Source organism: Streptomyces siamensis (genome assembly GCF_039543605.1).
Taxonomy (GTDB): Bacteria; Actinomycetota; Actinomycetes; order Streptomycetales; family Streptomycetaceae; genus Streptomyces; species Streptomyces siamensis.
This window is the reverse complement of record NZ_BAABKB010000021.1, coordinates 127705-150754: the sequence shown is the minus strand read 5'-3', so window position 1 is coordinate 150754 and position 23050 is coordinate 127705. Positions and strand designations below refer to the sequence as shown.

The following is a 23050-nucleotide window of genomic DNA, read 5'->3' as shown; positions in this document are numbered from 1 at the left end:
GACGCCTGACACCTGACACCTGGTGGATGCCGAGTGCGCCCGGCCAGTCCCCCCACCCGATCCGAACGGGCAGAGAATGTCGGGTCCGGCAGGACGCACGCTGCCTAGCGTGGTGATTACCGAAGAGGAAGGGGACCGGGCGTGCTGGATCGGCTCAACCAGGCGATGGAGCACATCGAGGACCGTCTCGACCAGTCCATCGACGTGGCCGAGTTGGCGCACATCGCCGTCACCTCGGAGTATCACCTGCGTCGGATGTTCTCCGCGCTCGCGGGCATGCCCCTGTCGGAGTACATCCGACGTCGTCGGCTCACTGTCGCGGGTGCCGAAGTACTCGCCGGGGACCGGACGCTGCTGGAGATCGCGGTGCGGTACGGCTACGGCTCGGGCGAGGCGTTCGCGCGGGCGTTTCGCACCGTGCACGGTGTCGGCCCCGGCGAGGCCCGGCGCACCGGTTGCGCGCTCGTCTCGCAGCCCCGGCTCACCTTCCGCCTCACCGTCGAAGGGAGCAGCAGCATGCGTTATCGCGTCGTGGACAGGCCGGACTTCACCGTCGTCGGCCTGAAGGCCCGGGTGCCACTGGTGCACGTAGGGCCGAACCAGGCCATCATCGACTTCGTCCGCGGGATCGAACCGCAGTCCCGGGAACTCCTGGAGAAGCTGTCGGACCAGGAGCCGCACGGCATTGTCGCGGTCTGCGACGACCTGGACCCGAGTCGCGCCGAGGGCACCGAACTCGACTACTACCAGGGGGTGATCACGTCGTCGGCCGCACCGGACGGCATGAGTGTCCTGCCGGTCGGGGCCGGCACCTGGGCCGTCTTCACCACCTCGGGACCGGCGCCACAGGCCATTCAGGAGCTGTGGCGGGACGTGTTCACGCAGTGGTTCCCGTCCAACCCGTACCGCAGCCGCCCCGGCCCTGAGATCCTCCGCACCCGCCTGTCTCCGGGCGGCACCGAGGCCGACGCCGAACTGTGGCTTCCGGTGGAGCGGGAGCAAGGCTGATCAGAGCGTCGGCCGCGGCGCGTCCGGGCTCGGAGCGCCTCGGCCGACCCGGGTCGACCGGGTCGACCCGGTCGACCGGTCGGTCGGCCGCAGCGCACGACCACGAGGGGGGCACAGCATCGCTCGACGGTCGCGTGGCGCCGCGTGCGTCACTGGGTGGTGAGCATCCCTCGGCGCAGTTTGGTGAGCGTGCGGGACAGCAGTCGGGAGACGTGCATCTGGGAGACGCCGAGGTGTTCGCCGATCTGGGCCTGGGTGAGTTCGTCGACGAACCGCATGTGAATGATGCGGCGTTCCCGCTCGTCCAGCTCGCCGATCAGAGGGGCCAGGGCGTGGAAGTCCTCGACGAGTTCCAGGGCGTTGTCCTCGGCGCCGATGAAGTCGGCCAGTGCGGTCTCGCCGTCCTGACTCGTGCTGATGGCGGCGTCGAGGGAGGAGGAGTTGTAGCCGTTGGAGGCGAGGCGGGCCTCGTTGACCTCTTCCTCGCTCAGGCACATCAGCTGGGACAGTTCCTTGACGGTCGGGGTACGGCCCAGCCGGCTGCGCAGTTCCTCGGTGGCCTTGGCGAGCTGGACCCTGGCCTCCTGCAGACGGCGGGGCACGTGCACGGCCCAGGAGGTGTCGCGGAAGAACCGCTTGATCTCGCCGACGATGTAGGGCACGGCGAAGGAGGTGAACTCGACCTCGCGGGTCAGCTCGAACCGGTCGATGGCCTTGATCAGTCCGATGGTGCCGACCTGGACGATGTCCTCCATCTCCTCGGGGCCGCGGCTGCGGAAACGGGCCGCCGCGTAGCGGACCAGGGAGATGTTCATCTCGATCAGCGTGTTGCGTGCGTACTGGTGCTCCGGCGTGCCCTCTTCGAGCGTGGCGAGCCGGTCGAAGAACTGCCTCGACATGTCCCGGGCGTCGCGGGGGGCGACCTGCGACGGGTCGGCGATCTCCGGCAGCCCGGCCGTCCGTGCGTCCACCGTCTTCGTCACCGTCATCTCAAGCCCTCCCACTGCATCGTGCCCCGCAATGACGGCCTATAGCGGCCGACGAAGGAGCGCGTACCCCCATCGGCGGCCCGCATGCACAGGACCTCCGAGCCGGCCTGTTCGCACCACCCGTGCGGCAACCTGTTCGCACCACCCGTACGGCGGCCCGGTCGCTCCGCCTCCGCGCGACCCACCGGGTGCGCCTGCCCCGCGGTCTGCGGGGCAGGGACTTAAATTCAGGAGCATGACTACTGAGCCGCAGCGCTTCACCGTCCTGCTGGTCCCCGAGTACATCGAGGGCACGGACCGTGTTTCCGCGGAGGAGGCAGCCGTGCGATCGGCCGTCGTCGAAGCGACCGGCGAGACAGGCGCGACCGGCTACCCCCGCTATGCCGGAGAAGGGATCGTCGCCGACATCGATCCCCGTACGCGTACGGTCGAGGCGGTGCTCGTCGACGGTGCGGAGCTCGACTACGGGCTCAACGCCGCGGTCGCTCCGTAGTCGCTCGTGCCCTCCCGAGGCTGCCCCGGCCGGCAGTCCACAGGGCACTGGCGAGCGGCCCGGCCCGCCTTTGGACCGGACCGCCCATCGTGTGCTGTCCCTCGCTAGGCCGACTGACCCGCCGGGTGGAAGTTGATGCGTTCACGGACGACGGGGAATCCGGCCCTGGCGAAGTTCGCGGCCATGGGGAAGTTGCCGTGGTCCGTGGCTCCGCTGACCACCTCCGCGCCCTCCTTCACGAGGAAGTGGGTGCACTCCGCGAGGAGGTCGTACGCGTAGCCATGACCGCGGTGTTCCGGGACGACTCCGATGAAGCCGATGGTCGGTCCGGAGGGGTTGTGGGCCGGGATGTGGATGCCGGCCAGGTCGCCCTCCGGCGTGTGCGCGACCTGCCACCACTCCCGCGGGGAGGGGCACCAGTGGAAGAAGTCGATCTCCTCCTGCGCGGCCTGGTCGAGGCCGCCCTTCTCGATGGCCCTGAGCGCGTGGGTGTCCAGGGTGACGGAGTGGATGCGGCGCAACGCGTCGAAGAACACGCTGTCGTCGGGCTCGGCGCTGAAGCGCAGGCGTCCGGGACGCTCGGGCAGGCCTTGCTCCGGGGTCCACCGGTACAGGAAGCGTTCCACCAGGAGTTCGTACCCGGCGGCTCGTGCGGCGGCGAAGCGTGCCTCGCCGGCGGCCCGCAGGCCGGGCTCGTCACGCCAGTCGCCGGGCAGGTTGATCTCGAGTTCGACCTGCCAGGGAGCGGAGCGCAGGAGTTCGGCCCCCGCCTCCTCCTCGCCCTCTGCCACGTCGAACCAGTTGATGTTGACGGGCTCCGAGTCGTCGGGGCCGCCCCACCACGCAGCGCGCGCGACGACCTCGCCGTCACGCAGCACCACACGCTTCCAGTCGGGGCGGAACCGGGTTCGCCGGTGGCCTTCACGGGCGCCCAGCGGGTCGGGGAGTGCGTCGAAGAGATGGGCGTCGCTCGCGGAGAGCGCGCGGATGACCAGATCGGTCATGGAAATTCCTCCGGGATACAGGCTGCTGGAGCGCTCCCGGTCAGAACTGACGAACCACGCCGGGACAGCGGAAACGGGAGCGCTGGAAAGGTGTGAACTGCACGGCACTCGCCTCCTTCCGTCCGTCTATGGGCGTGAAGCCACACAGTACGTGATCTTCCGCTGCTCCGTCCACGCATTTCCGCGGTCCTGTGATGGGGGGTCGACGGATCGCCGCGAGGACTGCCGGGATCACGAACTACGGCTGGGACAGCGGGCGTTCCTGGAGAGGGAACGAGGCCCGTGGCTGCCACCGCACTCCGTCGTAGACCATGAGATCGACCGCCGACACGGATGCGGTGACCGGCAATCGGCGGCGAAGGCCGGTCTCGACCTGCTCAAGGACAGCGGCGTCCTGCCCTTGGGCGACGGTCAGGTGGGGCACCACGTCGTCGAACTGCCCGCCGAACGGCGGAGTCTCGGGCCAGCGATCCGCGATCGCCTCCGTGAGCCGGCGGAACGGTGCTTCCGGTTCGGGCGTGAGGTACAGGATTCCCGGGAATCCTCCGCACCGCGCGAACCGGGCCTCGAACGGCCGGTGCCGCCCGATCACTTCACCCAGGGCGGTGTGGGTGTCGCTGTCGATGCGCCGCTCGTGGAGAAACGGGAAGAGCACGGTGACATGGGCCGGGACACCCACACGCGCCGAAGGGTCCAGTCGTTCACGCCACGCTCGCACGGCGGGTTCCGCCTCCGTGATCCTCACGATCAATCCCGTCTGCCCCGCCTGCAACGTGCCCGAGTCATCGTCCGCCATCGCACATGTGTATCAAGAGGTCGTGAAGGACGGCGATCGAACAGCGCCAAGAGCGGCAGCACGGGACGCCCGCTGCCTCACCACCCCGTCGGTCCGGACGCAACCTCTCGCATCGCATCGCATCGCCCGTCCGGTCGGGCCGAGTTGCGGGCGACAATCGATCTCCATGGGGACGGTAGCGGCACTGTGGCGGTATCCGGTGAAGTCCATGCTCGGCGAGGCTCTGGCGTCCGTGGCGGTGACGCGTACGGGGCTGACCGGAGACCGGACGCACGCCGTTCTCGACGAGAGGGGTGCCGTCGGGAGCGTCAAGCACCCGCGGAAGTGGGGGCAACTCCTGGGCTGCCGGAGCCGGTCGGCGGGTGACCGCACTGTCGAGGTCGACCTTCCCGACGGGACCTCCCACACGGTCGGGGACCCCGAACTCGATGCCCGGCTGTCCGAGCTGCTGGGCCGTCAGGTCTTCCTCGCGGACAGCGCGCCGGCTCGGAGCACGCTGGAGCGCGCCGTGCCCGAGTACGAAGGCGGTGTCCCTGACGCGGTGCGGGCGACGGCGTCCGTGGACGCGACCGGGGAGACCATCACGGTCGGCACGGTGGCGTCGGGCACGTTCTTCGACTTCGGCAAGGTCCATCTGGTCACGTCGTCCTCCCTCGCAGGACTCCAAAAGGCTTGTCCCGCCGGGGATTTCGACCCGCGACGCTTCCGGCCGAACCTGGTCGCGGACACCGGTGGCGAACCGCCCTTCGTGGAGGACACCTGGCAGGGCCGTCGACTGCGCGTCGGCGAGGCGTTGTTCCGCGTACAGGTGCCGACACCCCGCTGTGTGGTGCCCACGCTCCGCCACGACGAGCTCGACGCCGACCCGGGCGTCATGCGGACGATCGCCCGCGAACACCGCGTACCTGTCTTCGACCTGGGCCGGCTGGCGTGCCTCGGGGTGTATCTGGACGTCCTCGAACCCGGCACGGTCCGCCTGGGCGATGCGATCGTACGAGAGGACGAGGCCTGAGCCGGCCACAGTCCGGCCCCCCTGCGGCACCGGTCGTCGACCCGTCACATCGCCGTCGACCGGCCGGAAGGACCCGGGCGGTCGGCTGTCATGCGACCCGACGGAGCCGTCCACGCCTCGTCGACCAGCCGGACGGCCGCCAGGAGCGCAGAGATCTGAGCTCGGGCGTGCACCGCCGCCGCGTGGTAGGTACCGATCCCGTCCATCGGACCGGCCTCCGCGGGCCTTCCGTCCCCTGCCATGCCGTGCACCGCACCACCATCCCGCGCCACTTCACAGATTGCCCTCAGCATGCCGCTCACCGGGCCGGAGGCGCGGATCTCGGACCCGTGTGTCGGCCTGCTCTTCTCACCCTGCTCCGAGCAGCCGTTCCTGACGGTCGTCGCGACCGCCGGTGGTCGGGGCGGCGAACTGGCCCTGCGCCGGCACGTGGCGGGGCTCTTGCCGCGTCGGACGTGTTGCGGGAGGGGCGGGAAAAGCGTTGGTCGAGCCGACGACCGAGCTGATAGCTTCCGGTCGACCGTGACCCCGCCCGAGGAGGTGAGACCCATGACCGCTGGATCCGCATGGGTGCTCCCCCTCGCCCTCGCCGTCACGGTCGGGCCATCGACATAGGCGTCGCCGGGAGTGCCCCGTCAACGAAGGCACTTCCGAAAGGCAACACCCCATGCATTCTGTGCACTTCACCGCGGAGACGACATCGAACGGTGTCGTCGAACGCGACTTCGCCGTGGACGGTGTCCCCGGCGTGCTCTGGTCGCCTGCGTCCGGCCCCGAGCGTGCGCCCCTGGTACTGATGGGCCACGGCGGCGGCACGCACAAGAGGTGGCCGGCCATGACGGGCCGTGCACGCCTCCTCGTGACCGGTTGCGGCTTCCATGTCGCCTGCATCGACGCGCCCGGTCACGGCGACCGACCTCGCACGGCGTACGACGAGCAGGAGATCGCCGCCCTGTACCGGGCGAGGGAGGCGGGCGAACCGGAAGGCCCGATCGTCGTCCGCTACAACGCCCAACTGGCGGAACGCGCCGTGCCCGAGTGGCAGGCGACCCTCGACGCCCTCCAGGAACTTCCGGAGATCGGCACCGATGGGCCGGTCGGCTACTTCGGGCTGAACATGGGCACCGCGATCGGGGTGCCGCTGACGGCCGTCGAACCGAGGATCACCGCAGCGGTCTTCGGTCTCCACTGGCCCGATGCCCTGGCCGAGCCGGCGAAGCAGATCACTGTCCCGATCGAATTCATGCTCCAGTGGGACGACGAGCACATCCCGCGCGCGTCCGGTCTGGCGCTGTTCGACGCCTTCGCCTCGAAGGAGAAGACGTTGCACGCCAACGCGGGCCGCCACAAGGAGCTCCCGCGGTTCGAGTCCGACAGCGCGGTCCGGTTCTTCGCCCGGCACTTCGGGCGGGCGGGCACCTCACCGGCCTGACCTGAGCTGTATCGGCGTCCGGCCGGCGAGCCGGGCGCCGATGCAGCGTGCCCGGGTCGAAGCCACACATCCGGACGACGCATGGCGGGTGGCCTCACTTCGTCGTCGGAGCCCCGCGAAGATCGGGGCCGCGGCGCCCGGTGTGCCGTGCTCCACCACGAAGGCCGTCACCGACACCTGCATGGCACCGAAGAACACGCCGATCGCGAGATTGAGGCCCATCAGGACGACGACGGCGCCGCGCAGCAACGACCGCTCCTCACGCGCGTGCACCGCGCCACCGCACACCGGCCGGGGCGCGCTGCCGCGCTGCGCCGCGAGCATCAGGCCGCCGGCCACGGACAGGGAGGCGGCCGACACCGTGCCGACCACGGGGTGTCCGGCCGCGGCAAGTGCGCTGACCAGCATCGGGCCCACCAGGTACGCCACCGCGTTGCTGACGGACTCCAGTGCGAACGCGGTGGGCAGTTCGTCCGCTCGGCCGTCGCGCAGCAGGGCCGCCCAGCGAGTCGCGCTGCTCGCTCACGCCCTGGCAGCGGCCGTCCTCGTGTCCCTGGTCACCTCCGATGCCCCCGCCCCCCTGCTGGTCCACTTGGGGCGCCCCGAGCGCCTCGGCCACCGCGAACCCGCCGCCGACCAGGCCGGCTTCGGCGAAGGCGCCGGTATGGCTGTGCACGAGCCAGACGAGGCTGAGGCTGGTCATCGCAACACCGACACGTCCGAGCGATGCGGGAAGGAAGAAGGCTGCGGCGCCCGGGGTGCGCAGCAGGCAACGGTAGTTCGCCGTGGGCACGGCGAGTCCCTTTCGCTGCCCGGCGGGACGGCCCACCGGGGTCGTCGGTGCCCGAATGAACCGACCCGTGGTCGCCGCCTGGAACCGTCCAGTGGTGGCGCGGAGAAGGGGCACGAGCCCCGCACCGACTCCATCACCGAGCAGAAGTCTTGGTGAGTGTGTGGTGGGGCCCAGTCTCGTCGCCGGTGACGGTGGTTGTCCACCACGATGGGCTCGGCACGCTACGGCTCCGCCCCGTCCGCTCCACCGCCGCTACGAGCGCGGGCCGGGACGCCTCGTCCGAGCGCGGGCCGGGGCGCCTCGTCCGAGCGCGGGCCGGGACGCCTCGTCCGCTTGCGCCGCCGTGGCCGCGTCCTCAGCCCGAGCGACAGGACGCCCATGGATTCTGTCCGCCGGAGCGAGCGGGACCAGTGATCAAAGGAGGGGCGTGGTTCTCTCCGGTCGCGGTACGGTCCCGCCATGTCCCGATCAGCCGAGACCGGCCCCTCCCAGTCCCCCGTCACCGCGGACGACCTCGATCTCGCCGTACGGCTCGCCGTGGCGGCCCTGCGCCAGGCACCGGCGACCGCGTGGGAAGGCAAGGCCGGTTCGCTGGAGTGGGACTGCTGGGAAACGGTGGAGCACCTCAGCGACGACCTCTTCGCCTACGCCGCGCAACTGGGGCTCAGGACCCCGCCCTTGGGCCGTGAGGTTCCCTTCGTGTGGGAGAGCCGACGGCCCGGCGGTCCGGCGAACGCCATCCACGCGGACCGGAAGGCCGGGCCCGACGGCCTGTTGCAGGTCCTGGAGGCAAGCGGGGCACTGTTGATCGCCATGGCCCGCACAGCGCCTCCGCAGACCCGCGCCCACCATGTCTTCGGCGTATCGGACCCGGAGGGCTTCGCCGCCATGGGCATCGTGGAGACCCTGGTCCACACGCACGACCTGGCACAGGGGCTCGGGCTCGCATGGAACCCGCCTGCCGAGCTGTGCTCGCGGGTACTGGCCCGGCTGTTCCCCGACGCACCGTCGTCCACGGACCCGTGGCCCACTCTGTTGTGGGCCACCGGACGTGCCGAACTGCCCGGGCGTCCGCGCCTGACCGCTTGGCGGTGGGACGGCACGGTCCGGGCGTAGGGAGCCTCGCCGCGCCCGGCCGCCCAGGGCACGGAGCTGGATGACCGGACCGGCCCGAGCAGGCAGCGGCGAGCCGGGGTCAGCTCAAGGTGCCGGTTCGGGCCTGCTGCCACAGGTCGACGCCGCCCTCGACCGTCGCCTGCTTGTCGATCTCCGCGAGTTCGTCGGCGGTGAAGGACAGGTTGGTGAGGGCCGCGATGTTCTGTTCCAGCTGCTCGGTGCGGGAGGCACCGATGACGAGGGAGGTGACGCGCTCGTCGCGCAGGGCCCACGCGAGTGCCATCTGAGCGAGGGTCTGGCCACGGCGGGCGGCCATGTCGTTCAGCGCGCGCAGTCGCTGGAGGGTGTCGTCGTTGAGCCAGCCGGTGTCGAAGGACTTGTCCTGGGCCGCGCGGGAGTCCTCGGGGATGCCGTCGAGGTAGCGGCCGGTGAGCAGGCCCTGAGCCAGGGCGGTGAAGCCGATGACGCCGAACCCCTCGTCGGCGGCGGCATCGAGGAGCCCGTCGGTCTCGATCCAGCGGTTGAGCATGCTGTACGACGGCTGGTGGATGAGCAGGGGGGTGCCGAGGTCGCGGAGGATGGCCGCGGCCTGCCGGGTGCGCTCGGCGTCGTAGGAGGAGATACCGACGTACAGCGCCTTGCCCTGTCGTACCGCGGTGTCCAGAGCCGTCATGGTCTCCTCCAGCGGGGTGGAGGCGTCCAGGCGGTGGGAGTAGAAGATGTCGACGTAGTCGAGGCCCATCCGCTCGAGGGACTGGTCCAGTGAGGCGAGCACGTACTTGCGCGACCCGCCGCCCTGGCCGTACGGGCCGGGCCACATGTCCCATCCGGCCTTGGTGGAGACGATCAGCTCGTCCCGGTAGGGGGCGAGGTCCTGTCGCATGAGCTTGCCGAAGTTGAGCTCGGCGGCTCCGTAGGGCGGGCCGTAGTTGTTCGCGAGGTCGTGGTGGGTGATGCCGAGGTCGAAGGCGCGCAGGGCGATCTGCCGCTGGGTCTCGAACGGCTTGTCGTCACCGAAGTTGTGCCAGTACCCCAGCGACAGGACGGGAAGGTCCAGTCCGGATCGGCCGGTGCGCCGGTAGAGCATGGTGCCGTCGTAGCGGTCGGGGGCCGCGACGTGGTTCATGAGGTTCTCCGTGATGAGGTCATGGCGGGGACGTGCCCCGGTGGGGATCGCTTCATCAACGGTGCGGGCAGCGGCCCGGGAAGTCCAACAGAGCGTACTTGTGGGATTGAGTGCTCCCGCTTCTCAATGACGACCGCTCGGCGGCGTGACCACTGCATCACGTCACCCCGGGGTCACTCTGCGCTTCGAGCAGCTGGGCGCCCCCGCGACCTCGACCGCATCGGCGGCGGCGAACTCGACGCCGGCCTGCTCGCCAGCCGGTCGTCTCCGGCGGTCGGACCGGTACCGGACCCGGTGCCCGACCGGTCAGGGCTGGAGTCGGACGGACATCTCCACGGTCACGTCGTCCCCTGCCGAGAGGCCACCCGGCTTGCGCACGGCGACCTTGAGCGGCAGCAGGTAGCCGCCGTCCTTCGGGAACAGGGACGTCCGGAAGGCGACCTCGCCGATCCGGGCCTCGACCGGGATCACGCCCCAGCCGTACGTGGCCATCGCGGCCACCTCACGGATGTCGGCGGACTCGTCGTCGGGCACGGGAACGAAATAGTACGGCGACGGCCCACGCCACTCGATCACTCGGCCGGAAAAGGCGAACTCCATGAGGCCAGTCTGCTTCCCCCAGGGCGTTCAGGTCTGGCGATCAGTGCCGAAGGGCTGTGTCGCGGCCGACTTTCCCGCATCTTTGTCCATCCGTCGACTCATCGACTACCGGGTGAGCGGCGCCCCTCAGTGCTTGACCATTGCGCAGGTGAGCTCGGCCTTGCCCTTGCCCGTCTTCACGACGAACTTGCTGCCGCTGAGGCCGTCGACGTCGAACCGCCCCGACTTGTCCGTGGACACGGTGCCCGTGGCGGACCCCGAATTGGTCACCTTCGTGCCGCCGGGGAACCCCACGCCCCACAGGTGGTACTTGCCGTTCGACTCCTTCTCGACATGGCACCGCAGGGCCCTACCGGGCGTCGCCCACGTGATCCTCGGCTGCGGCGGACCCGTTGTCAGTGGCCGGGCGTACGGTCGGCGTATGGCACTTTCACGGGATGAACGGGAAGCCTTTCTGGCCGAGCCCCACGTAGCCGCGTTGGGCGTCGCGTCCGGCGACGACCGCGGACCGCTGGTCGTGCCGATCTGGTACGGCTACGAGCCGGGCGGTCAGCCGTGGATCCTGACCGGTGCGGACTCGCGGAAGATGAGACTGATCAGAGCGGCCGGCCGCTTCAGCCTGCTGGTCCAGCGCACCGAGCCGACACCTCGGTACGTCTCGGTCGAAGGGCCGGTCGTCGAAGTGTCCGAAGGGAGCAGCACCCTCCATCGCGACCTGGCGGCCCGCTATCTCTCGGGGGAGGCACTCGACCGGTACTCGGCATGGGCGGAGACAGAACTCGCCGATCATGTCGTGGTCCGTATGCGGCCGGAGCGCTGGTTCACCGCCGATCTGGGCGCGGTCTGACACGAGGGGACCGCCCGTCGGCCCATTGCGGTGCCTTGCCACCGCTGTCCGCGACCAACCGCACGTCGGCGGCGAGCAGTTCCCGCAGCGCGTCGACGTCCCCCTCGGCGAAGGCGTCGAAGAAGCGTGTCGCGAGTTCCTCACGCTCGCGCCGGTCGACCTCGAAGCGGGGCCGGCCCGCGTCCATGTGCCGGCGTGCCCGGACCACCAGTTGACGGCACGCCGCCTCCGAACGGCCGACCGCCGCCGCGATCTCCGGGAAGCCGAACGCGAACACCTCGCGCAGCACGAACGCCGCGCGTTCGAGCGGGGTGAGCCGTTCGAGCAGGAGCAGTGCCGCCATCGACACCGAGTCGGCCAGTTCGGCCGACCGCTCGGGGTCCTCGTAGGGGTCGGTCAGTACCGCCCGACGGCACGGACGCGGCCGCGGCTACGCCCGCGCCGAGCGCCGCGCCATCAGTCGACCGGGGGGTGGGCCCTACTGGCGCCGCCGGCTGAGGACACAGAACTCGTTGCCTTCGGGGTCCGCCAATACGACCCACGACTGTTCGCCCTGGCCGATGTCGACGCGCTGGGCGCCATGGGCCACCAGGCGAGCCACCTCGGCGTCCTGGTCGTCGGGCCTGAAGTCGAGATGGAGTCGGCTCTTGGCCTTCTTGCTCTCCTCGAGGCGGACGAACTCCAACCCCGGCAGGCGATCCGGCTCCTGCCGGATCTCGAACTCCTCGCCGGAGGAGCGGACCACGACCCAGCCAAGAGCCTCCGCCCACCACTGTCCCAAGGTCACCGGATCTTGCGCGTGCACGATTACCTGTTCCCATTCCAAGGTCATCTTCCGAGCCTAGGCCCGCCGGCGCTTCGAGAACCAGACACCTCTTGAGCGGAGCTAGTTCTGTCCGCCCCATTGCGGGCTCGGTGCCTTCGGGTCGGTGGCGGTGATCGGCTTGCCGTCGGCCCAGCCCCCGTAGGTGAGGGTGAAGGTGTCGACGGGCTTCTCACCGGTGTAGCCGTCGGTGCGCGTGACGGGGATGTCGAGGGTGAGGGACTTCGGCAGATGTCGGGAGTCGGTGGTCAGCACGAAGGTGGCCGTCCGGGTCGGAGAGGTCTTCAGGTACGGCCGGTAGAAGGCTCCTACGCTCGGATCGGCGGCCAGGTCCTTCAGAGCGGTGGTGCCTCGGAGTTCGTGCCCGCCACTCTGCACGCCCTTGTCCTGGAACCCGGCTGCCTTCGTGATGAGCGCCGCCAAGTCCGCCGGCTGGGCGAGCCATTGGGCCTCCAGGGCGTTGCGCACAGAGATGTCGGTGGCGGCCGGGGTGGCGGAGACGATCTTGGTGGTTCCGTAGGCGTCGGCACCCGTGGCACCCGGTGTGTTGTCGGGGGTGACGTAGGCCCGCTCACCGATCAGCACGATGTCCGGAGGATTCCAGGCGTGGCCCTCGCCGTAGTCGTACAGCACGTGCGTCGCGGCCCTGACGGGTTTCCGGCTCATGTCGAGACGGCCCTGCCCGACGAAGAAGTCCGGGTCGCCGGGCGGCCGGGCGTTGACGTCGAAGGCCACCAGCTTCTGGTCGAGCATCGCGGAGACGATCGAGGAGGCGGCCGTGGACCGCTGGTCCGCGCCGGTCTGCGGGTCCGTGCCCGCGGTGACGGACCTGATCGCCAGCACGGCGAGGACGGCGGCCGCGCCGAGGGCCACGCTCGTCCGGACGACCCGTCTCCTGATCGTCCTACCCGTCCCCGGTGGCCGGCCGCCGGGAGGCCCGGGTGGCGACGAGGGCGGCTGGGGTGAGCGGGCGGGTGCGTCGGCGGCGTACGCGACTTCCTGGAGGGCGAGTTCGACGCGCTCGCGGAAGGCGGTGGCGAGGACGACCGGGACGGCGACCGGCGCGGCCTGCCAGATGAGTCGCTGCTGAGTGGTGCGGCAGACGGTGCAGTTGCCGCAGGTCCGGCACGTGCTGTAGTGCTCGACCACGCGCTCGGCGAGGGCCGCGGTGTAGCGGGGGCCGTGCTGCCGCTCGTGGTCCGCCAGCAGTTCACGCAGTGCGGCGCAGCGGGTGCCGCCCTCGCGGACGAGCAGCAGGACGTGGAACCGGGACGCCACCAACTTGTCGAGTTTCGTGCACTGTTTGCTGACGGCGTTGGCGTCCTGGCCCTTGCGTGCGGCGATCTCCCGTCCCGTCAGCCCGCCGAGGTTCCGCAGCCGGTAGAGGTCCCGCTGCTCGTCGTCGAGGCTCTTGAACACCGTCTCCAGCATCCGGTGGACCTGTTCGAGGCGGAGGAGGTCGTGGCCCTCCTCGATGACACGCTCACGCTCCTTCAACTCCTCGACGGTGCCGCCGGACAGGCCGGGGCGCTCCTTGCGGCCCCGCGACCAGAACTTCAGCACACGGCGCCTGGCGACCTCGATCAACCAGGCCTCCAGCCTGTACGGCGGGCCCAGCGACGTGTGCTGGTCGAAGTAGCGGAAGGCGTCGACGAACGTGTCCTGGACGATGTCGAGGGCGTCGTCGGCGTCCACCCGTCCGGCGACGAAGCTCAGTACGGCGGGGCGATGGCGCGCGGCGATCACGGCATAGACATCGACCCGTGCGAACAAGGCGGGGCCCTGCTCCAGAAGCCGGAGGAGTCCCTCGTCCGTCTCGTCGGCAAGTGCGCGGGAGAAGACCGGCTCAGTCATCGCTGCCCCCGTGAGCTGCGGCCATCGGCAGCCGGAGAAGTTCTCGAAGAATCTTGGCGGGGAGCCGGGAAAAATCCGCCGGACCCGGCCTGACCCTCCGTACGGCCCCGAGCCCGAGGAGGCACCCATGATCCGTACAGGAGGGCGTTCCACGCCCCGCCGTTCCGTCGAGGCCCGCGGGTGGTCGCGATGAACGCTTTCTCTCCAGCGCTCGCGGCGGCCAATGGCACGTCCCTGACGGAGCTGAGCGCCTCGTACGGATGGCGCGGTCTCATGCTCGCCGCCTTCGTCATGGCGGTGGTCCGTCTCGGCGGGCACATCGTGGACGCGTTGTCCGCGCGGGCGCTAGCGCCCTCGCAGCGGCAGTTGCGCTGGCTGCTCAAGCACGGCCATGTCACAGGGCAGTTGACGGCCCAGCAGGCGGTCGAGCTGACGCAGGCGACGCACGCGCAGGAGATGCAGGTCCGGCAGGCGGCCCCGCCGGACGTGCAGCCGCCGGCGCCCCTGGATTCCGGCGCGGCGACACCGGACACGGCCGTGCCCGAGGTGACACCCCCGATTTCCGGCGCGGTGACGCCCGGCACTGCCCCGCCCGAGGCGACACCCGATGCCGACGACAGTCCCGCCGTCCCCCGCGCTGAAGCCACGGACCTGTTCTCCCGCAGTAGAGGCACAACAGGTCCCTGACAGCAGTCGTCCCCCGCGCCCATGCCCCTCCTCCGCCGTCACGGTGCGCCCGTCCAGCACTTCATGCTAGGGAGGATCACCTCATACCAGGGCCACTTCGGCGAATCGCCCGCCGTCGTCGGCGGGCGAGGACGGGCGCGGGCGAGGTCCACGACCGCCTCTTCGCCGCGTGTCCGGGAGCCGTCGGACCGGACAGGGCAGGTCAGCCCGCCGGACCGCCGAAGAAGGATCCATCTCCTCCTCCGTTGGCCCCGTTGGCGCCGCCGGCGCCATTGACACCGGTCGGGTCCTCGGAAGGGCTTGCGGTGTCCGATGGGGTCGCCTGCCCCGTGCCTCCGGACAGCAGGCCCCCGATCGAGCCGTTGGAGCCGCCGGACGTCGTGTTCTGCGTCGCCGAGGACCTGCCGGCCGACGGGGTCGGCGACGGCGTGGTCGGGGAGTGTGTGACTTTGTGTGCGAGGACGAAGCTGGTCCGTACTTCGTCGGCGCCGGACAGGGAGGCTTCCGCGAGGTAGGTGGTGTAGGGCGCCGCGGTGCCCGTGTCACAGTCCTCTCCGGTGGCTCGGCGGTTCCAGTGGAAGTCGACCGTGACGGGCCGAATGCGGGAGAGTTGCAGCCAGCGGGGACCCGAGTGACCGTCGGCGCAGGCGGACGACTTCCAGAGCGCGGCGTCCTGATCCGCCGAGGTGAGCGTCAGAAGTGCGCCTGCGCGGCTGGCGTTCACGCGGCAGGGCACCCCCTCCGCGTCTTCGGCGGCCTCCACCGTCAAGGTCAGGTGCGGGTTCCGGCCGGTGTAGGTGTTGTGCTCGGAAGCCAGTCGCAGGGAGTACACAGAACTCGCGCAGGCCGGCAGGTTCATGATCGATCCGGTGTTGACGGGCTGGTCGCCGATGTCGACGACGGTGTCCCTGGCCGGTCGGGGCGGCAGACTCGGGGACGTCTTCGCCCCGGACGAGTCGCCGGCCCTGGGTGATTCACGGCCGGCCACGAGCGGGGTGTCCCGGCCCCAGGACCACCACGCCAGGGCGGGCAGACCCACGAACAGCGCCAGGACTGCGGTCACCAGCAGCGCGACTCTCGCGACGCGGTTCGGGCCCCAGTGCGGATTCGCCGTGAACGGCGAGTGCGCGAGGCGACCGCTCCGGCGCTGCTCGGGGCGGCTTCGTGTGGGGGCTGCCGCCGGTTCCGCTCGGCTTGCGGTCCGAGCGTCATGCGGGGAGCGGGCCGTCGCGTCCTCGGCGGGATCCCTCCCGCCTGCCGAAGCGCTTCCGCCGCCCCGCGGGCCAGGGCCGCCGACCTGTTCGCCTTGGTCGCCGCTCTGTCCACCCGGACCGCCGACCTGTCCACCTCGGCCGCCGTCCTGCGGGCGGGAGTCGCCGGCTCGTCCCCCGTGGCAGCCGCCCTGCGGGCCAGGGCCGCCGACTTGTCCGCGTTGGTCGCCGCCGCCCCGCGCAACCGGGTCGCCGTCCGGTCCGGGTGGGGTGTGCGCCCCTACGCCGACACCCATGGCGGAGGCCGTCGTGCCACCCTGAGCAGGGGGTGCGGCATCTGCCTCGGGGTCCGAGGACGGCGATTCGGGCGCCGCGGCAATCACCGCGAACCCGCCGAGGTCCTGATCGGCCCGCATCGCGGCCAGTGCCTGCGACAGGACGTCCTGGGCATCGGCCTCCACCGCCCGTTCCCTCATCGTCTGCACCAGTTCCGCGTCCGCGCGCACCACGCGCTGCTGGGCCTCGCGCAACTCCGTTCGGGCCTGGCGCAGTTCTCCTTCCAGGTGGGCGATCGCGTCCATGGCCTGCGCGTGGTGGAGTTCCGCGTCGTGCAGGGCGTGCTGCGAGACCGCCGCCTCGGCAAGTCGGCGGGCTTCGCTCGCGGCTGCCTCTTGTCGCGCCTTGGCGGCGTCGGCCCGGCTGAGATCGGCTTGGTCCTGTGCCCGGGATGCGGTTCGGCGGGCGGAACGGCGTTCGTGCTCCAGGTCCTCGCGAGCGTTCTGGGCGTCCTGGACGGCCCGGGCGAGGTCCTCCTCGGCCCGGGACAGACGCTCCAGCAGGAGAGTCTGGCGTTCCTGCCACTCCGCACGGTCCTCTGCGGATTCCTCTTGCGCGGCCACGGCCTGCTCGCTCAGACGCTCATAGGCGTCCTTGAGCCGGTCGAGGCGGTCCACGGCCGCTTCCCAATGGAGCCTGGTCCGCTGTTCCTCCGCTCGGGCACGTTCAGTGGCGCGGGTGCCGGTCTCCAGTTCCTTGTGCGCGGCCGCGAGAGCACGGTGCACGCCGAGGAGTCTCAGACTGGCCCGGGTGAGGCCGAGCAGAGCCCGGCCCTGCTCGGCCTCCAGTACGTTCACCTGCCGGCGCAGTACCGCCGCTTCCGCGCGGGCTGCGTCGCGTTCGTCGATGACGTCGTACGCCTCCGCGACATCGGGACGGCGGCTGCGCAGAGCCGGCCGGTACAGCCGCCACAGGCTCTCGGCCGACTCCCGGCTCGGCTGCGGGCCGCGGTTGCCGAGCAACTGGAGCAGATCGAGCACCACGTCCCGGGTGGGGACCAGCCGTCCCGACACCATTCGCTGCACCGACATCTCGTCACGCCCCGAACGCACACTCCGCAACCGGTCCGCGCCCGCCTTCCCCAACCTCCGTTGCCTCTCCCGCGTTCCGGGGGCGCGTGCCGTCAGCCAGGCGGCGACCTGTGCGAGCGTCAGCGGTTCGTCGCCGCTCAGCAACGGCACCATGACGGTGCTGCGAAAAGCCCTCACCCAGCTGTCGACCGACGGTGCCAGATCGCTGCTGACCGGCTCCAACGGCTCCCCCGGACCTACCACGTTCATTCCCCCTGGACCTTCCACCGGGCCGTCTCACGCACCCGTCCCGCAGTCCGGACGGCTGGTCACCGATCCCCTGATACCGGACGCAGGAGCCCACCATGCCCGTTCCACCCCATACCCCGCAGGCCAATGCCCCAGTCGGACCCTCCGAGGGACGCCGAGGTCCGGCCGGGTTCCGGGACAAGCCGCCTACGGGCCGGGGTATTTGACGGCATCGGCGGCACGCAGGAGATCACTGAACACGGCACGACCAGGACACTCACCGACTAGGCTGGCGACGTCCGTTGGAGCGACAATCGGGGGCTGACGTGGCGCAGGCCGTGGCGTACGAGTTGGACGACTCCACCGTGGTGCGATTCGAGCTGGAGCCGTCGGAGGAGTGGCGCCAGGTCAGTTCGGACGACGTGGTGGCCCGGGTGCGGGAAGCTGTGCGTCCGGCCGTGGAGGCCGCGCGTACGGTGCTGGAGCGGGTGACCGAGCTGAAGCCGGGCGAGGTCGAGGTGAAGTTCGGCGTCAAGGTCTCCGGCACGGCGAACTGGATCGTGGCGAAGGCCGCGACCGACGCCCACTTCGAGATCACCCTCACCTGGACACCCACCCGAGCGACGGGCGAGGACTCGACCACTGCATGACGGAGTCTCCGGCCGGTGATGTGCGTCCGGCCTCCGACGAGTGGATCGTGGCCGTGCACGTGGGCGGCATGGGCCGTGCGCCGTCCGGCACGGGTGTACTCATCGACTCCCGGCGGGTGCTGACATGTGCTCATGTCGTCTGCGCCAAGGGCCGGCCGGTACCGGATGTGTGGGCGGCCTTCCCGATGGCCGACGAACTGGAACGGCGCCAGGTGCGCGTGCAGGACATCAGCGTCCCCGCGCCCGCCGCGCAGGAGGTGCACGACGTGGCCGTCCTCCTTCTGGAGGACGAGGTTCCCGCCGGCATCGCGGCACCGCTGCGCGACCCGCGCGGCAGCGCCCTGCTGACCGAGCCGTGGTGGGCGTTCGGCTTTCCCGACGGCGCCCTGGGCAATTCCGCCGACGGCCGCGTGGGCGAGAAGATCGGCTACGGCTGGGTGCGGCTCGACACCGCCTCCCAGTACCCCGTCCTGCCCGGCTTCAGCGGAGCTCCCGTCTGGTCGCCCGGCTTCCAGGCCGTCGTCGGCATCGTCGGCCAGGCCGAGTCCCGTACGGGCAACGCGCGGGCCCTGACCCTGTGGGAGGCCGGGCGCGCCCTGCCCGGCCAGAAACTGGACGAGCTGACCACGTGGACGACGAAGGCTGCCGGTGAGGCGGCGGCCAACGCGTGGGGCTGGTCGCTGACCGGTGACGTCGAGGCCGGCCGGCACTGGCGGCCACGGGCCCGCGGGGTGAGCACGGACGCCGAACCCGGCTACCGCTTCAGCGGCCGCACCGCCGCCCTGTCCCGCATCGTCGAACGGCTCACCTCATCGGTGGCCGCACGCAAGGCGTTGGTCGTCACGGGCCAGCCCGGCGCCGGCAAGTCGGCCGTCCTGGGCCGCGTCGTCACCACCGCCGACCCGGAGATCGCCGCTCTCCTGCCCAGCCACGACACCGCCGTACGCGCCCCGATCGGCTCCATCGCCTGCGCGGTCCATGTGAAGGGCAAGACCGCCCTGGACGTCGCCCACGAGATCGCCCGGGCCGCTTCGGCCGCGCTGCCCGACACCCCGCACGACCTCGATCGCCACCTGCGCGAGGCGCTGACCGAACACCAGCGACACGACTTCAACGTCGTCATCGACGCCCTCGACGAAGCGATCAGCCCCTCGCACGTCCGGCAGATCGTCCGCGACATCGTCCTGCCCCTGGTGGAGAACTGCGCGGATCTCGGCGTACGTGTCGTCGTGGGCAGCCGCCGCCGCGACGACGAGGGCGACATCCTGCCCGCCTTCTCCCGCGCGGCCGACGTCGTCGACCTGGACACCCCCGCCTTCTTCGACGCGGCCGACCTCGCCGCCTACGCGCTGGTCACGCTTCAGCTGCGCGGGAACGAGCGTCCCGACAACCCGTACAACGACGACGACGTCGCCCTGCCGCTCGCCCGAGCCGTCGCCGAGCGTGCGCGCAGCAACTTCCTCATCGCCGGCCTCACCGCCCGGACCCACGGGATGCACGACCAGTCCCCCGCTCGTCCCGCCGACCTCGCCGCCCGGGCCGTCCCCAGCGTCGAGAGCGCACTCCACGACTATCTGCACCCCCTGCCGCCCGTCGGCGCCATCTCGGCGACCGACCTGCTCACCGCTCTCGCCTATGCCGAAGCCCCCGGCCTGACGCCGCTCCTGTGGCGCACGGCGGTCACCGCCCTGACGGGCTCCTCACCGACCGAACAGGACCTGGTCGGCTTCGCCCGTACCGCCGCCGCGAACTTCCTCATCGAGACCAGCAACTCCGATTCCCACGAAGGCACTTACCGCCTCTTCCATCAAGCGCTCAATGACACCCTGCTCGCGGCGCGCGCCAGACATCGTGACACCACAGCGGACGAGAACGCCCTCACGCAGGCGTTCCTCACCCTCGGTCGTGAGGTCACCTGGGCCAACGCACCCGCGTACCTCTTGCGTGCGCTGCCCGGCCACGCACTGCGCGGTGGCGCCACCGACGTCCTCCTCGCCGAGGACACCTACCCCCTGTACGCCGACCTCCGCCGCCTCATCCCCGCTGCCGCGTACGCCACGACCTCCCAAGGCCGCGGAAGAGCAAGGCTGTTGCGGCTGACGCCCCGCGCCATCGCCGCCGCGCCCGAGGAACGCATCGCTTTCCTCAGTGTCACCGAAGCGCAGGAGGAACTCGGCAGCGCCTACACCTCGATGCCGAAGCCGGCTCCGTATCGGGCTGCCTGGGCGGCGGTGGCTCCGGAGACCGTCGAAGTGGCACTCGCGGGTCACGGCAACGTCATCACGGCGCTGGCCGCACTCGACCTGGGCGGGAAGGTTCATCTCGTCTCCGCCGGGAACGACGCCACGGTCCGTATCTGGGACCCCATCACCGGTGAAGAGATCCGTCAGCTCTCCGGCCACGAAGGGGGCATCGATGCCGCATGCGTCGTCCCGCTCGGCCATCGTGACCTGCTCGCCGTCGCCAGCCGCGACAAGGTCGTCGTCTGGGACCCCACCACCGGCAGGGAGGTGCACCGACTCGCCGACCGCGACAACCTGATCGAGGCGCTGTGCACCATCACCCTGGACGGTCGCCCCCACCTGGCCGCCGGCGGCTATGGAGGGACCGTCCACATCTGGGATCCCACCACCGGCGAAGAGACGCACCGACGCACCGACGACGACATGGTCCAGGCGATGTGCGCCATCACCCTCGCCGACCGGCCCCACCTCGCCACGTGCGGCATCGACGGCGTCGTCCACATCTGGGACCCCGCGACCGGTGAGGAGTCCCACCACCAAGTCACCGGCGACGAGACGATCGAAGCCATGTGCGCCATCACTCTCGACGACCGGCCTCTCCTCGCCGTCGCCGGCGGGGACAGTGTGCGCATCTGGGACCCCGCCACCGGGGAGGAGACCCACCAGCTGACCGGTCACGGTGCCCAGGTCCAGGCCGTGTGCACCATCACACTGAACGACCGCACCTATCTCGCCACCGCCAGTGCGGACACCACCGTCCGTCTCTGGGACCCCGTCAGCGGTGAACAGGCGGGCCATCTGGCCAGCCACGCCTACGGGGTTCGGGCGGCCTGCGTTCTGGTCGTCGACGACCGCACCCTTCTCGCCACCGGCGGCTACGACAACACCGTCCGGATCTGGGACCCCGCGGGGCGGACCACGCAGCGGCCGGTGAACCGGATCGCCGGTGTGCAGGCATTGGACCTCGTCGAAGAGCAGGACCTCCTCGTCTCCGTCGGCGAGGACAACACGGTGCGCATCCTGGACCCCCGCTCCGGGGCGGAGATCCGTCAGCTCGCCCCTCATGGCGGCGAGGTCCGGGCGATGAGCACCTTCGCCCTCGACAGCGCTCCACGCCTCGCCACCGCCGACGCGGGCCGTGTCCGGATCTGGGACCCCACCACCGGGGAAGCGGCCGATGAACTCGTCGGCGACGACACGATCGAAGCCATGTGCACGATCACCCTCGACGACCGGCCTCACCTCGCCGTCGCCGCCGCGGGCAGCATCCGTGTGTGGGAACCCGCCACCGGCGAGGAGATCCACCACGTCTCGGGCAACAGCCACCCGGTCCTGGCGATGTGCGCCCTCGTCCTCGACGGCCGACCTCACCTGGCCACGGCCTGCGCGGACAGCGTCCGCGTCTGGGATCTGGAAACCGGTGAAGAGACCCAGCACCTCACCGGCCACACCGCGCAGATCCAGGCGATGTGCGCCGTCACCCTCGACAACCGTCCCCTGCTCGCCTCCGGCGGCTACGACAACAGCGTGCGCATCTGGGACCCGGCGACCGGCGGCGCGATCCACCGACTCACCGGGCACACCGACTGGATCCGCGCGGTCGGCACGTTCACCCTCGACGGCCGCTTGTTCCTCGCGACGGCAGGTGACGACGCCACGGTCCGCATCTGGGACCCCCGCGCTGGTCTGCAAGCTGCGGTGATCCCGGTCCGGCACCCGGTGACCGCCCTCAGGCAGGCTGGTGAGCTGCTCGTCATCGGCTTCGCCACCCGCGGCATCATGGGTCTGGCCGTCACCCTGTGATGCCGAGACCGACGGGCACGCGGCCTCAGCCCGTCGGCGAAGGCCTGCCGACGCTGCGCGGATGCGCTCGGCCCGTTCCGAGACCGTTCCCTCGCGCCACGGGGTGAGATCTTGGAAACCGGTGGTTCACGATGCGATGAACTCCCGGGAAACACACGGTTCCTAGCGTGTCCGCTCATGGATTCGAAGCTGTATACGCGGCCGGACACGAGGCGGGATCCGGCTGCGGCGTCCGCGTCGTCGCTGCGCGAGACGGTCTACGCGAAGCTGCGCGCGGCCGTGCTCGACGGGGAGTTCGGGCGTCGCGAGCGGCTGGTGGAGATGCGGCTGGCCGAGCGGTACGGAGTGTCGCGGACCCCCGTGCGGGAGGCGCTGGCGCGGTTGCTGTCCGACGGGCTGATCGAGCGCGGCGACGGAGGCTTCTTCGTCACGATCCCCAACCTCACCCAGCTGAAGGACTTCTACGAGCTTCGGATCACACTTGAACTGCGCGGTATCACCCGCGCGTTGGAGGATCCGTCGCTGCGACACGACCCTGCGGTCGTCACGGCCGAGTTGGACCGGTGGTACGCCATGCGCGAGCGGCCGCCGACGCCGGACCCGCGCTTCGTCGTCCAGGACGAGCGCTTCCACGCCGAACTCTCCCGCGCCTCGGGCAACCCGGCCCTCACGGACGCGGTGGTGGCGGTGAGCGAGCGGATCCGTCGCGTGCGGATGTACGACTTCCTCACCCAGGACCGCGTCGGGACGACCATCTCCGAGCACATCGAGATCATGGAGTGCGTCCGCGACGGACGGCTCGACGAGGGCTACCGGGCGCTGCACGCCCACGTCGGCAACTCGATGGCCGTGGTGCTGGAGCGCGCCCGGCGCGCCATGACGCAGATGGCCCTGCACTCCGACCGCCCCTGAGTCCGCGGGTTCACGATCCCCCTCGACTCCCCGGCTGCCGACGACGTCAACCGGGG

Annotated in this window: 20 protein-coding genes and 1 pseudogene; 10 read left to right on the top strand and 11 right to left on the bottom strand. The window is 70.7% G+C overall.

Annotated features, from left to right (window positions below; all coding sequences use genetic code 11):
- Positions 1 to 141: 141 nt before the first annotated feature.
- Complete coding sequence (locus ABEB03_RS25135) at positions 142 to 1008, top strand: AraC family transcriptional regulator (RefSeq protein WP_345653689.1); 867 nt, start codon at positions 142 to 144, stop codon at positions 1006 to 1008.
- 149 nt (positions 1009 to 1157) lie between these two features.
- On the opposite strand, the gene ABEB03_RS25130 is transcribed toward ABEB03_RS25135, so the two are convergent.
- Positions 1158 to 1997, bottom strand: a complete 840-nt coding sequence (locus tag ABEB03_RS25130) for an RNA polymerase sigma factor SigF (RefSeq protein WP_345653686.1) — start codon at positions 1995 to 1997, stop codon at positions 1158 to 1160.
- Between the two features lie 235 nt (positions 1998 to 2232).
- Here ABEB03_RS25130 and ABEB03_RS25125 point away from each other — a divergent pair, with 235 nt between their 5' ends.
- On the top strand, positions 2233 to 2490 hold the full coding sequence (locus ABEB03_RS25125) for a hypothetical protein (protein WP_345653683.1): 258 nt from the start codon (positions 2233 to 2235) through the stop codon (positions 2488 to 2490).
- Positions 2491 to 2594: 104 nt separating this feature from the next.
- On the opposite strand, the gene ABEB03_RS25120 is transcribed toward ABEB03_RS25125, so the two are convergent.
- Both ABEB03_RS25120 and ABEB03_RS25115 read right to left on the bottom strand, forming a co-directional pair.
- Complete coding sequence (locus ABEB03_RS25120; protein WP_345653680.1) at positions 2595 to 3494, bottom strand: GNAT family N-acetyltransferase; 900 nt, start codon at positions 3492 to 3494, stop codon at positions 2595 to 2597.
- A gap of 238 nt (positions 3495 to 3732) precedes the next feature.
- On the bottom strand, positions 3733 to 4290 hold the full coding sequence (locus ABEB03_RS25115) for a 2'-5' RNA ligase family protein (RefSeq protein ID WP_345653677.1): 558 nt from the start codon (positions 4288 to 4290) through the stop codon (positions 3733 to 3735).
- A 166-nt stretch (positions 4291 to 4456) separates the two neighbouring features.
- On the opposite strand from ABEB03_RS25115, the gene ABEB03_RS25110 reads away from it, so the two are divergent.
- Together ABEB03_RS25110 and ABEB03_RS25105 are read left to right on the top strand one after the other, a co-directional pair.
- Positions 4457 to 5302 carry an MOSC domain-containing protein gene (locus ABEB03_RS25110; RefSeq protein ID WP_345653674.1) on the top strand — a complete coding sequence of 282 codons (846 nt, stop codon included), beginning with the start codon at positions 4457 to 4459 and terminating at the stop codon, positions 5300 to 5302.
- Between the two features lie 667 nt (positions 5303 to 5969).
- Entirely contained in the window at positions 5970 to 6734 is a 765-nt protein-coding gene (locus ABEB03_RS25105) for an alpha/beta fold hydrolase (protein WP_345653671.1), read from the top strand.
- On the opposite strand, the gene ABEB03_RS25100 is transcribed toward ABEB03_RS25105, so the two are convergent.
- The gene (locus ABEB03_RS25100; RefSeq protein ID WP_345653668.1) at positions 6723 to 7142 is read right to left on the bottom strand and encodes a hypothetical protein; all 420 of its coding nucleotides are present in this window, start codon (positions 7140 to 7142) and stop codon (positions 6723 to 6725) included. The genes ABEB03_RS25105 and ABEB03_RS25100 overlap by 12 nt on opposite strands.
- Positions 7143 to 7986: 844 nt before the next feature.
- On the opposite strand from ABEB03_RS25100, the gene ABEB03_RS25095 reads away from it, so the two are divergent.
- Positions 7987 to 8643 carry a DinB family protein gene (locus ABEB03_RS25095; RefSeq protein WP_345653665.1) on the top strand — a complete coding sequence of 219 codons (657 nt, stop codon included), beginning with the start codon at positions 7987 to 7989 and terminating at the stop codon, positions 8641 to 8643.
- A 79-nt stretch (positions 8644 to 8722) separates the two neighbouring features.
- Here ABEB03_RS25095 and mgrA read toward each other — a convergent pair whose 3' ends face one another.
- From mgrA to ABEB03_RS25080, 3 genes are all read right to left on the bottom strand, one after another.
- A complete protein-coding gene (gene mgrA / locus ABEB03_RS25090) occupies positions 8723 to 9769 on the bottom strand; it encodes an L-glyceraldehyde 3-phosphate reductase (RefSeq protein WP_345653662.1) in 1047 nt (348 codons plus the stop codon).
- 306 nt (positions 9770 to 10075) lie between these two features.
- The gene (locus ABEB03_RS25085) at positions 10076 to 10369 is read right to left on the bottom strand and encodes a DUF1905 domain-containing protein (RefSeq protein ID WP_345653659.1); all 294 of its coding nucleotides are present in this window, start codon (positions 10367 to 10369) and stop codon (positions 10076 to 10078) included.
- A 126-nt stretch (positions 10370 to 10495) separates the two neighbouring features.
- Positions 10496 to 10663, bottom strand: a complete 168-nt coding sequence (locus ABEB03_RS25080; protein ID WP_345653656.1) for a hypothetical protein — start codon at positions 10661 to 10663, stop codon at positions 10496 to 10498.
- Positions 10664 to 10790: 127 nt separating this feature from the next.
- Here ABEB03_RS25080 and ABEB03_RS25075 point away from each other — a divergent pair, with 127 nt between their 5' ends.
- Positions 10791 to 11216, top strand: coding sequence for a pyridoxamine 5'-phosphate oxidase family protein (locus ABEB03_RS25075; RefSeq protein ID WP_345653653.1), 426 nt, complete (start codon positions 10791 to 10793; stop codon positions 11214 to 11216).
- A gap of 19 nt (positions 11217 to 11235) precedes the next feature.
- On the opposite strand, the pseudogene ABEB03_RS25070 reads toward ABEB03_RS25075, so the two are convergent.
- From ABEB03_RS25070 to ABEB03_RS25060, 3 genes and pseudogenes are all read right to left on the bottom strand, one after another.
- A pseudogene (locus ABEB03_RS25070) lies at positions 11236 to 11619 on the bottom strand (sigma factor-like helix-turn-helix DNA-binding protein); the annotation flags it as partial.
- Positions 11620 to 11694: 75 nt separating this feature from the next.
- Positions 11695 to 12048 carry a VOC family protein gene (locus ABEB03_RS25065; RefSeq protein ID WP_345653650.1) on the bottom strand — a complete coding sequence of 118 codons (354 nt, stop codon included), beginning with the start codon at positions 12046 to 12048 and terminating at the stop codon, positions 11695 to 11697.
- Between the two features lie 54 nt (positions 12049 to 12102).
- Positions 12103 to 13893: an RNA polymerase sigma factor gene (locus ABEB03_RS25060; protein ID WP_345653647.1), complete on the bottom strand. Its 1791-nt coding sequence runs from the start codon at positions 13891 to 13893 to the stop codon at positions 12103 to 12105.
- A gap of 189 nt (positions 13894 to 14082) precedes the next feature.
- Between ABEB03_RS25060 and ABEB03_RS25055 the strand changes: the two genes are divergently transcribed.
- Complete coding sequence (locus ABEB03_RS25055; RefSeq protein ID WP_345653644.1) at positions 14083 to 14580, top strand: hypothetical protein; 498 nt, start codon at positions 14083 to 14085, stop codon at positions 14578 to 14580.
- A 202-nt stretch (positions 14581 to 14782) separates the two neighbouring features.
- On the opposite strand, the gene ABEB03_RS25050 is transcribed toward ABEB03_RS25055, so the two are convergent.
- On the bottom strand, positions 14783 to 17407 hold the full coding sequence (locus tag ABEB03_RS25050; protein WP_345653641.1) for a hypothetical protein: 2625 nt from the start codon (positions 17405 to 17407) through the stop codon (positions 14783 to 14785).
- Positions 17408 to 17712: 305 nt separating this feature from the next.
- Between ABEB03_RS25050 and ABEB03_RS25045 the strand changes: the two genes are divergently transcribed.
- The 3 genes from ABEB03_RS25045 to ABEB03_RS25035 all read left to right on the top strand — a co-directional run bounded on the left by ABEB03_RS25045 (position 17713) and on the right by ABEB03_RS25035 (position 22994).
- A complete protein-coding gene (locus tag ABEB03_RS25045; RefSeq protein ID WP_345653638.1) occupies positions 17713 to 18036 on the top strand; it encodes a CU044_2847 family protein in 324 nt (107 codons plus the stop codon).
- Entirely contained in the window at positions 18033 to 22082 is a 4050-nt protein-coding gene (locus tag ABEB03_RS25040) for a trypsin-like peptidase domain-containing protein (protein ID WP_345653635.1), read from the top strand. Before ABEB03_RS25045 ends, ABEB03_RS25040 begins: the two co-directional genes overlap by 4 nt.
- A gap of 177 nt (positions 22083 to 22259) precedes the next feature.
- The gene (locus ABEB03_RS25035) at positions 22260 to 22994 is read left to right on the top strand and encodes a GntR family transcriptional regulator (protein WP_345653632.1); all 735 of its coding nucleotides are present in this window, start codon (positions 22260 to 22262) and stop codon (positions 22992 to 22994) included.
- Positions 22995 to 23050 lie beyond the last annotated feature (56 nt).

What these genes read in the sequence shown, in the direction of transcription:
- ABEB03_RS25130 (WP_345653686.1), bottom strand. Translation starts at nt 1,997, where the DNA reads ATGACGGTGACGAAGACGGTGGACGCACGGACGGCCGGGCTGCCGGAG.
- ABEB03_RS25125 (WP_345653683.1), top strand. Translation starts at nt 2,233, where the DNA reads ATGACTACTGAGCCGCAGCGCTTCACCGTCCTGCTGGTCCCCGAGTAC.
- ABEB03_RS25120 (WP_345653680.1), bottom strand. Translation starts at nt 3,494, where the DNA reads ATGACCGATCTGGTCATCCGCGCGCTCTCCGCGAGCGACGCCCATCTC.
- ABEB03_RS25115 (WP_345653677.1), bottom strand. Translation starts at nt 4,290, where the DNA reads ATGGCGGACGATGACTCGGGCACGTTGCAGGCGGGGCAGACGGGATTG.
- ABEB03_RS25110 (WP_345653674.1), top strand. Translation starts at nt 4,457, where the DNA reads ATGGGGACGGTAGCGGCACTGTGGCGGTATCCGGTGAAGTCCATGCTC.
- ABEB03_RS25105 (WP_345653671.1), top strand. Translation starts at nt 5,970, where the DNA reads ATGCATTCTGTGCACTTCACCGCGGAGACGACATCGAACGGTGTCGTC.
- ABEB03_RS25100 (WP_345653668.1), bottom strand. Translation starts at nt 7,142, where the DNA reads ATGCTGGTCAGCGCACTTGCCGCGGCCGGACACCCCGTGGTCGGCACG.
- ABEB03_RS25095 (WP_345653665.1), top strand. Translation starts at nt 7,987, where the DNA reads ATGTCCCGATCAGCCGAGACCGGCCCCTCCCAGTCCCCCGTCACCGCG.
- mgrA (WP_345653662.1), bottom strand. Translation starts at nt 9,769, where the DNA reads ATGAACCACGTCGCGGCCCCCGACCGCTACGACGGCACCATGCTCTAC.
- ABEB03_RS25085 (WP_345653659.1), bottom strand. Translation starts at nt 10,369, where the DNA reads ATGGAGTTCGCCTTTTCCGGCCGAGTGATCGAGTGGCGTGGGCCGTCG.
- ABEB03_RS25075 (WP_345653653.1), top strand. Translation starts at nt 10,791, where the DNA reads ATGGCACTTTCACGGGATGAACGGGAAGCCTTTCTGGCCGAGCCCCAC.
- ABEB03_RS25065 (WP_345653650.1), bottom strand. Translation starts at nt 12,048, where the DNA reads ATGACCTTGGAATGGGAACAGGTAATCGTGCACGCGCAAGATCCGGTG.
- ABEB03_RS25060 (WP_345653647.1), bottom strand. Translation starts at nt 13,893, where the DNA reads ATGACTGAGCCGGTCTTCTCCCGCGCACTTGCCGACGAGACGGACGAG.
- ABEB03_RS25055 (WP_345653644.1), top strand. Translation starts at nt 14,083, where the DNA reads ATGAACGCTTTCTCTCCAGCGCTCGCGGCGGCCAATGGCACGTCCCTG.
- ABEB03_RS25050 (WP_345653641.1), bottom strand. Translation starts at nt 17,407, where the DNA reads ATGAACGTGGTAGGTCCGGGGGAGCCGTTGGAGCCGGTCAGCAGCGAT.
- ABEB03_RS25040 (WP_345653635.1), top strand. Translation starts at nt 18,033, where the DNA reads ATGACGGAGTCTCCGGCCGGTGATGTGCGTCCGGCCTCCGACGAGTGG.
- ABEB03_RS25035 (WP_345653632.1), top strand. Translation starts at nt 22,260, where the DNA reads ATGGATTCGAAGCTGTATACGCGGCCGGACACGAGGCGGGATCCGGCT.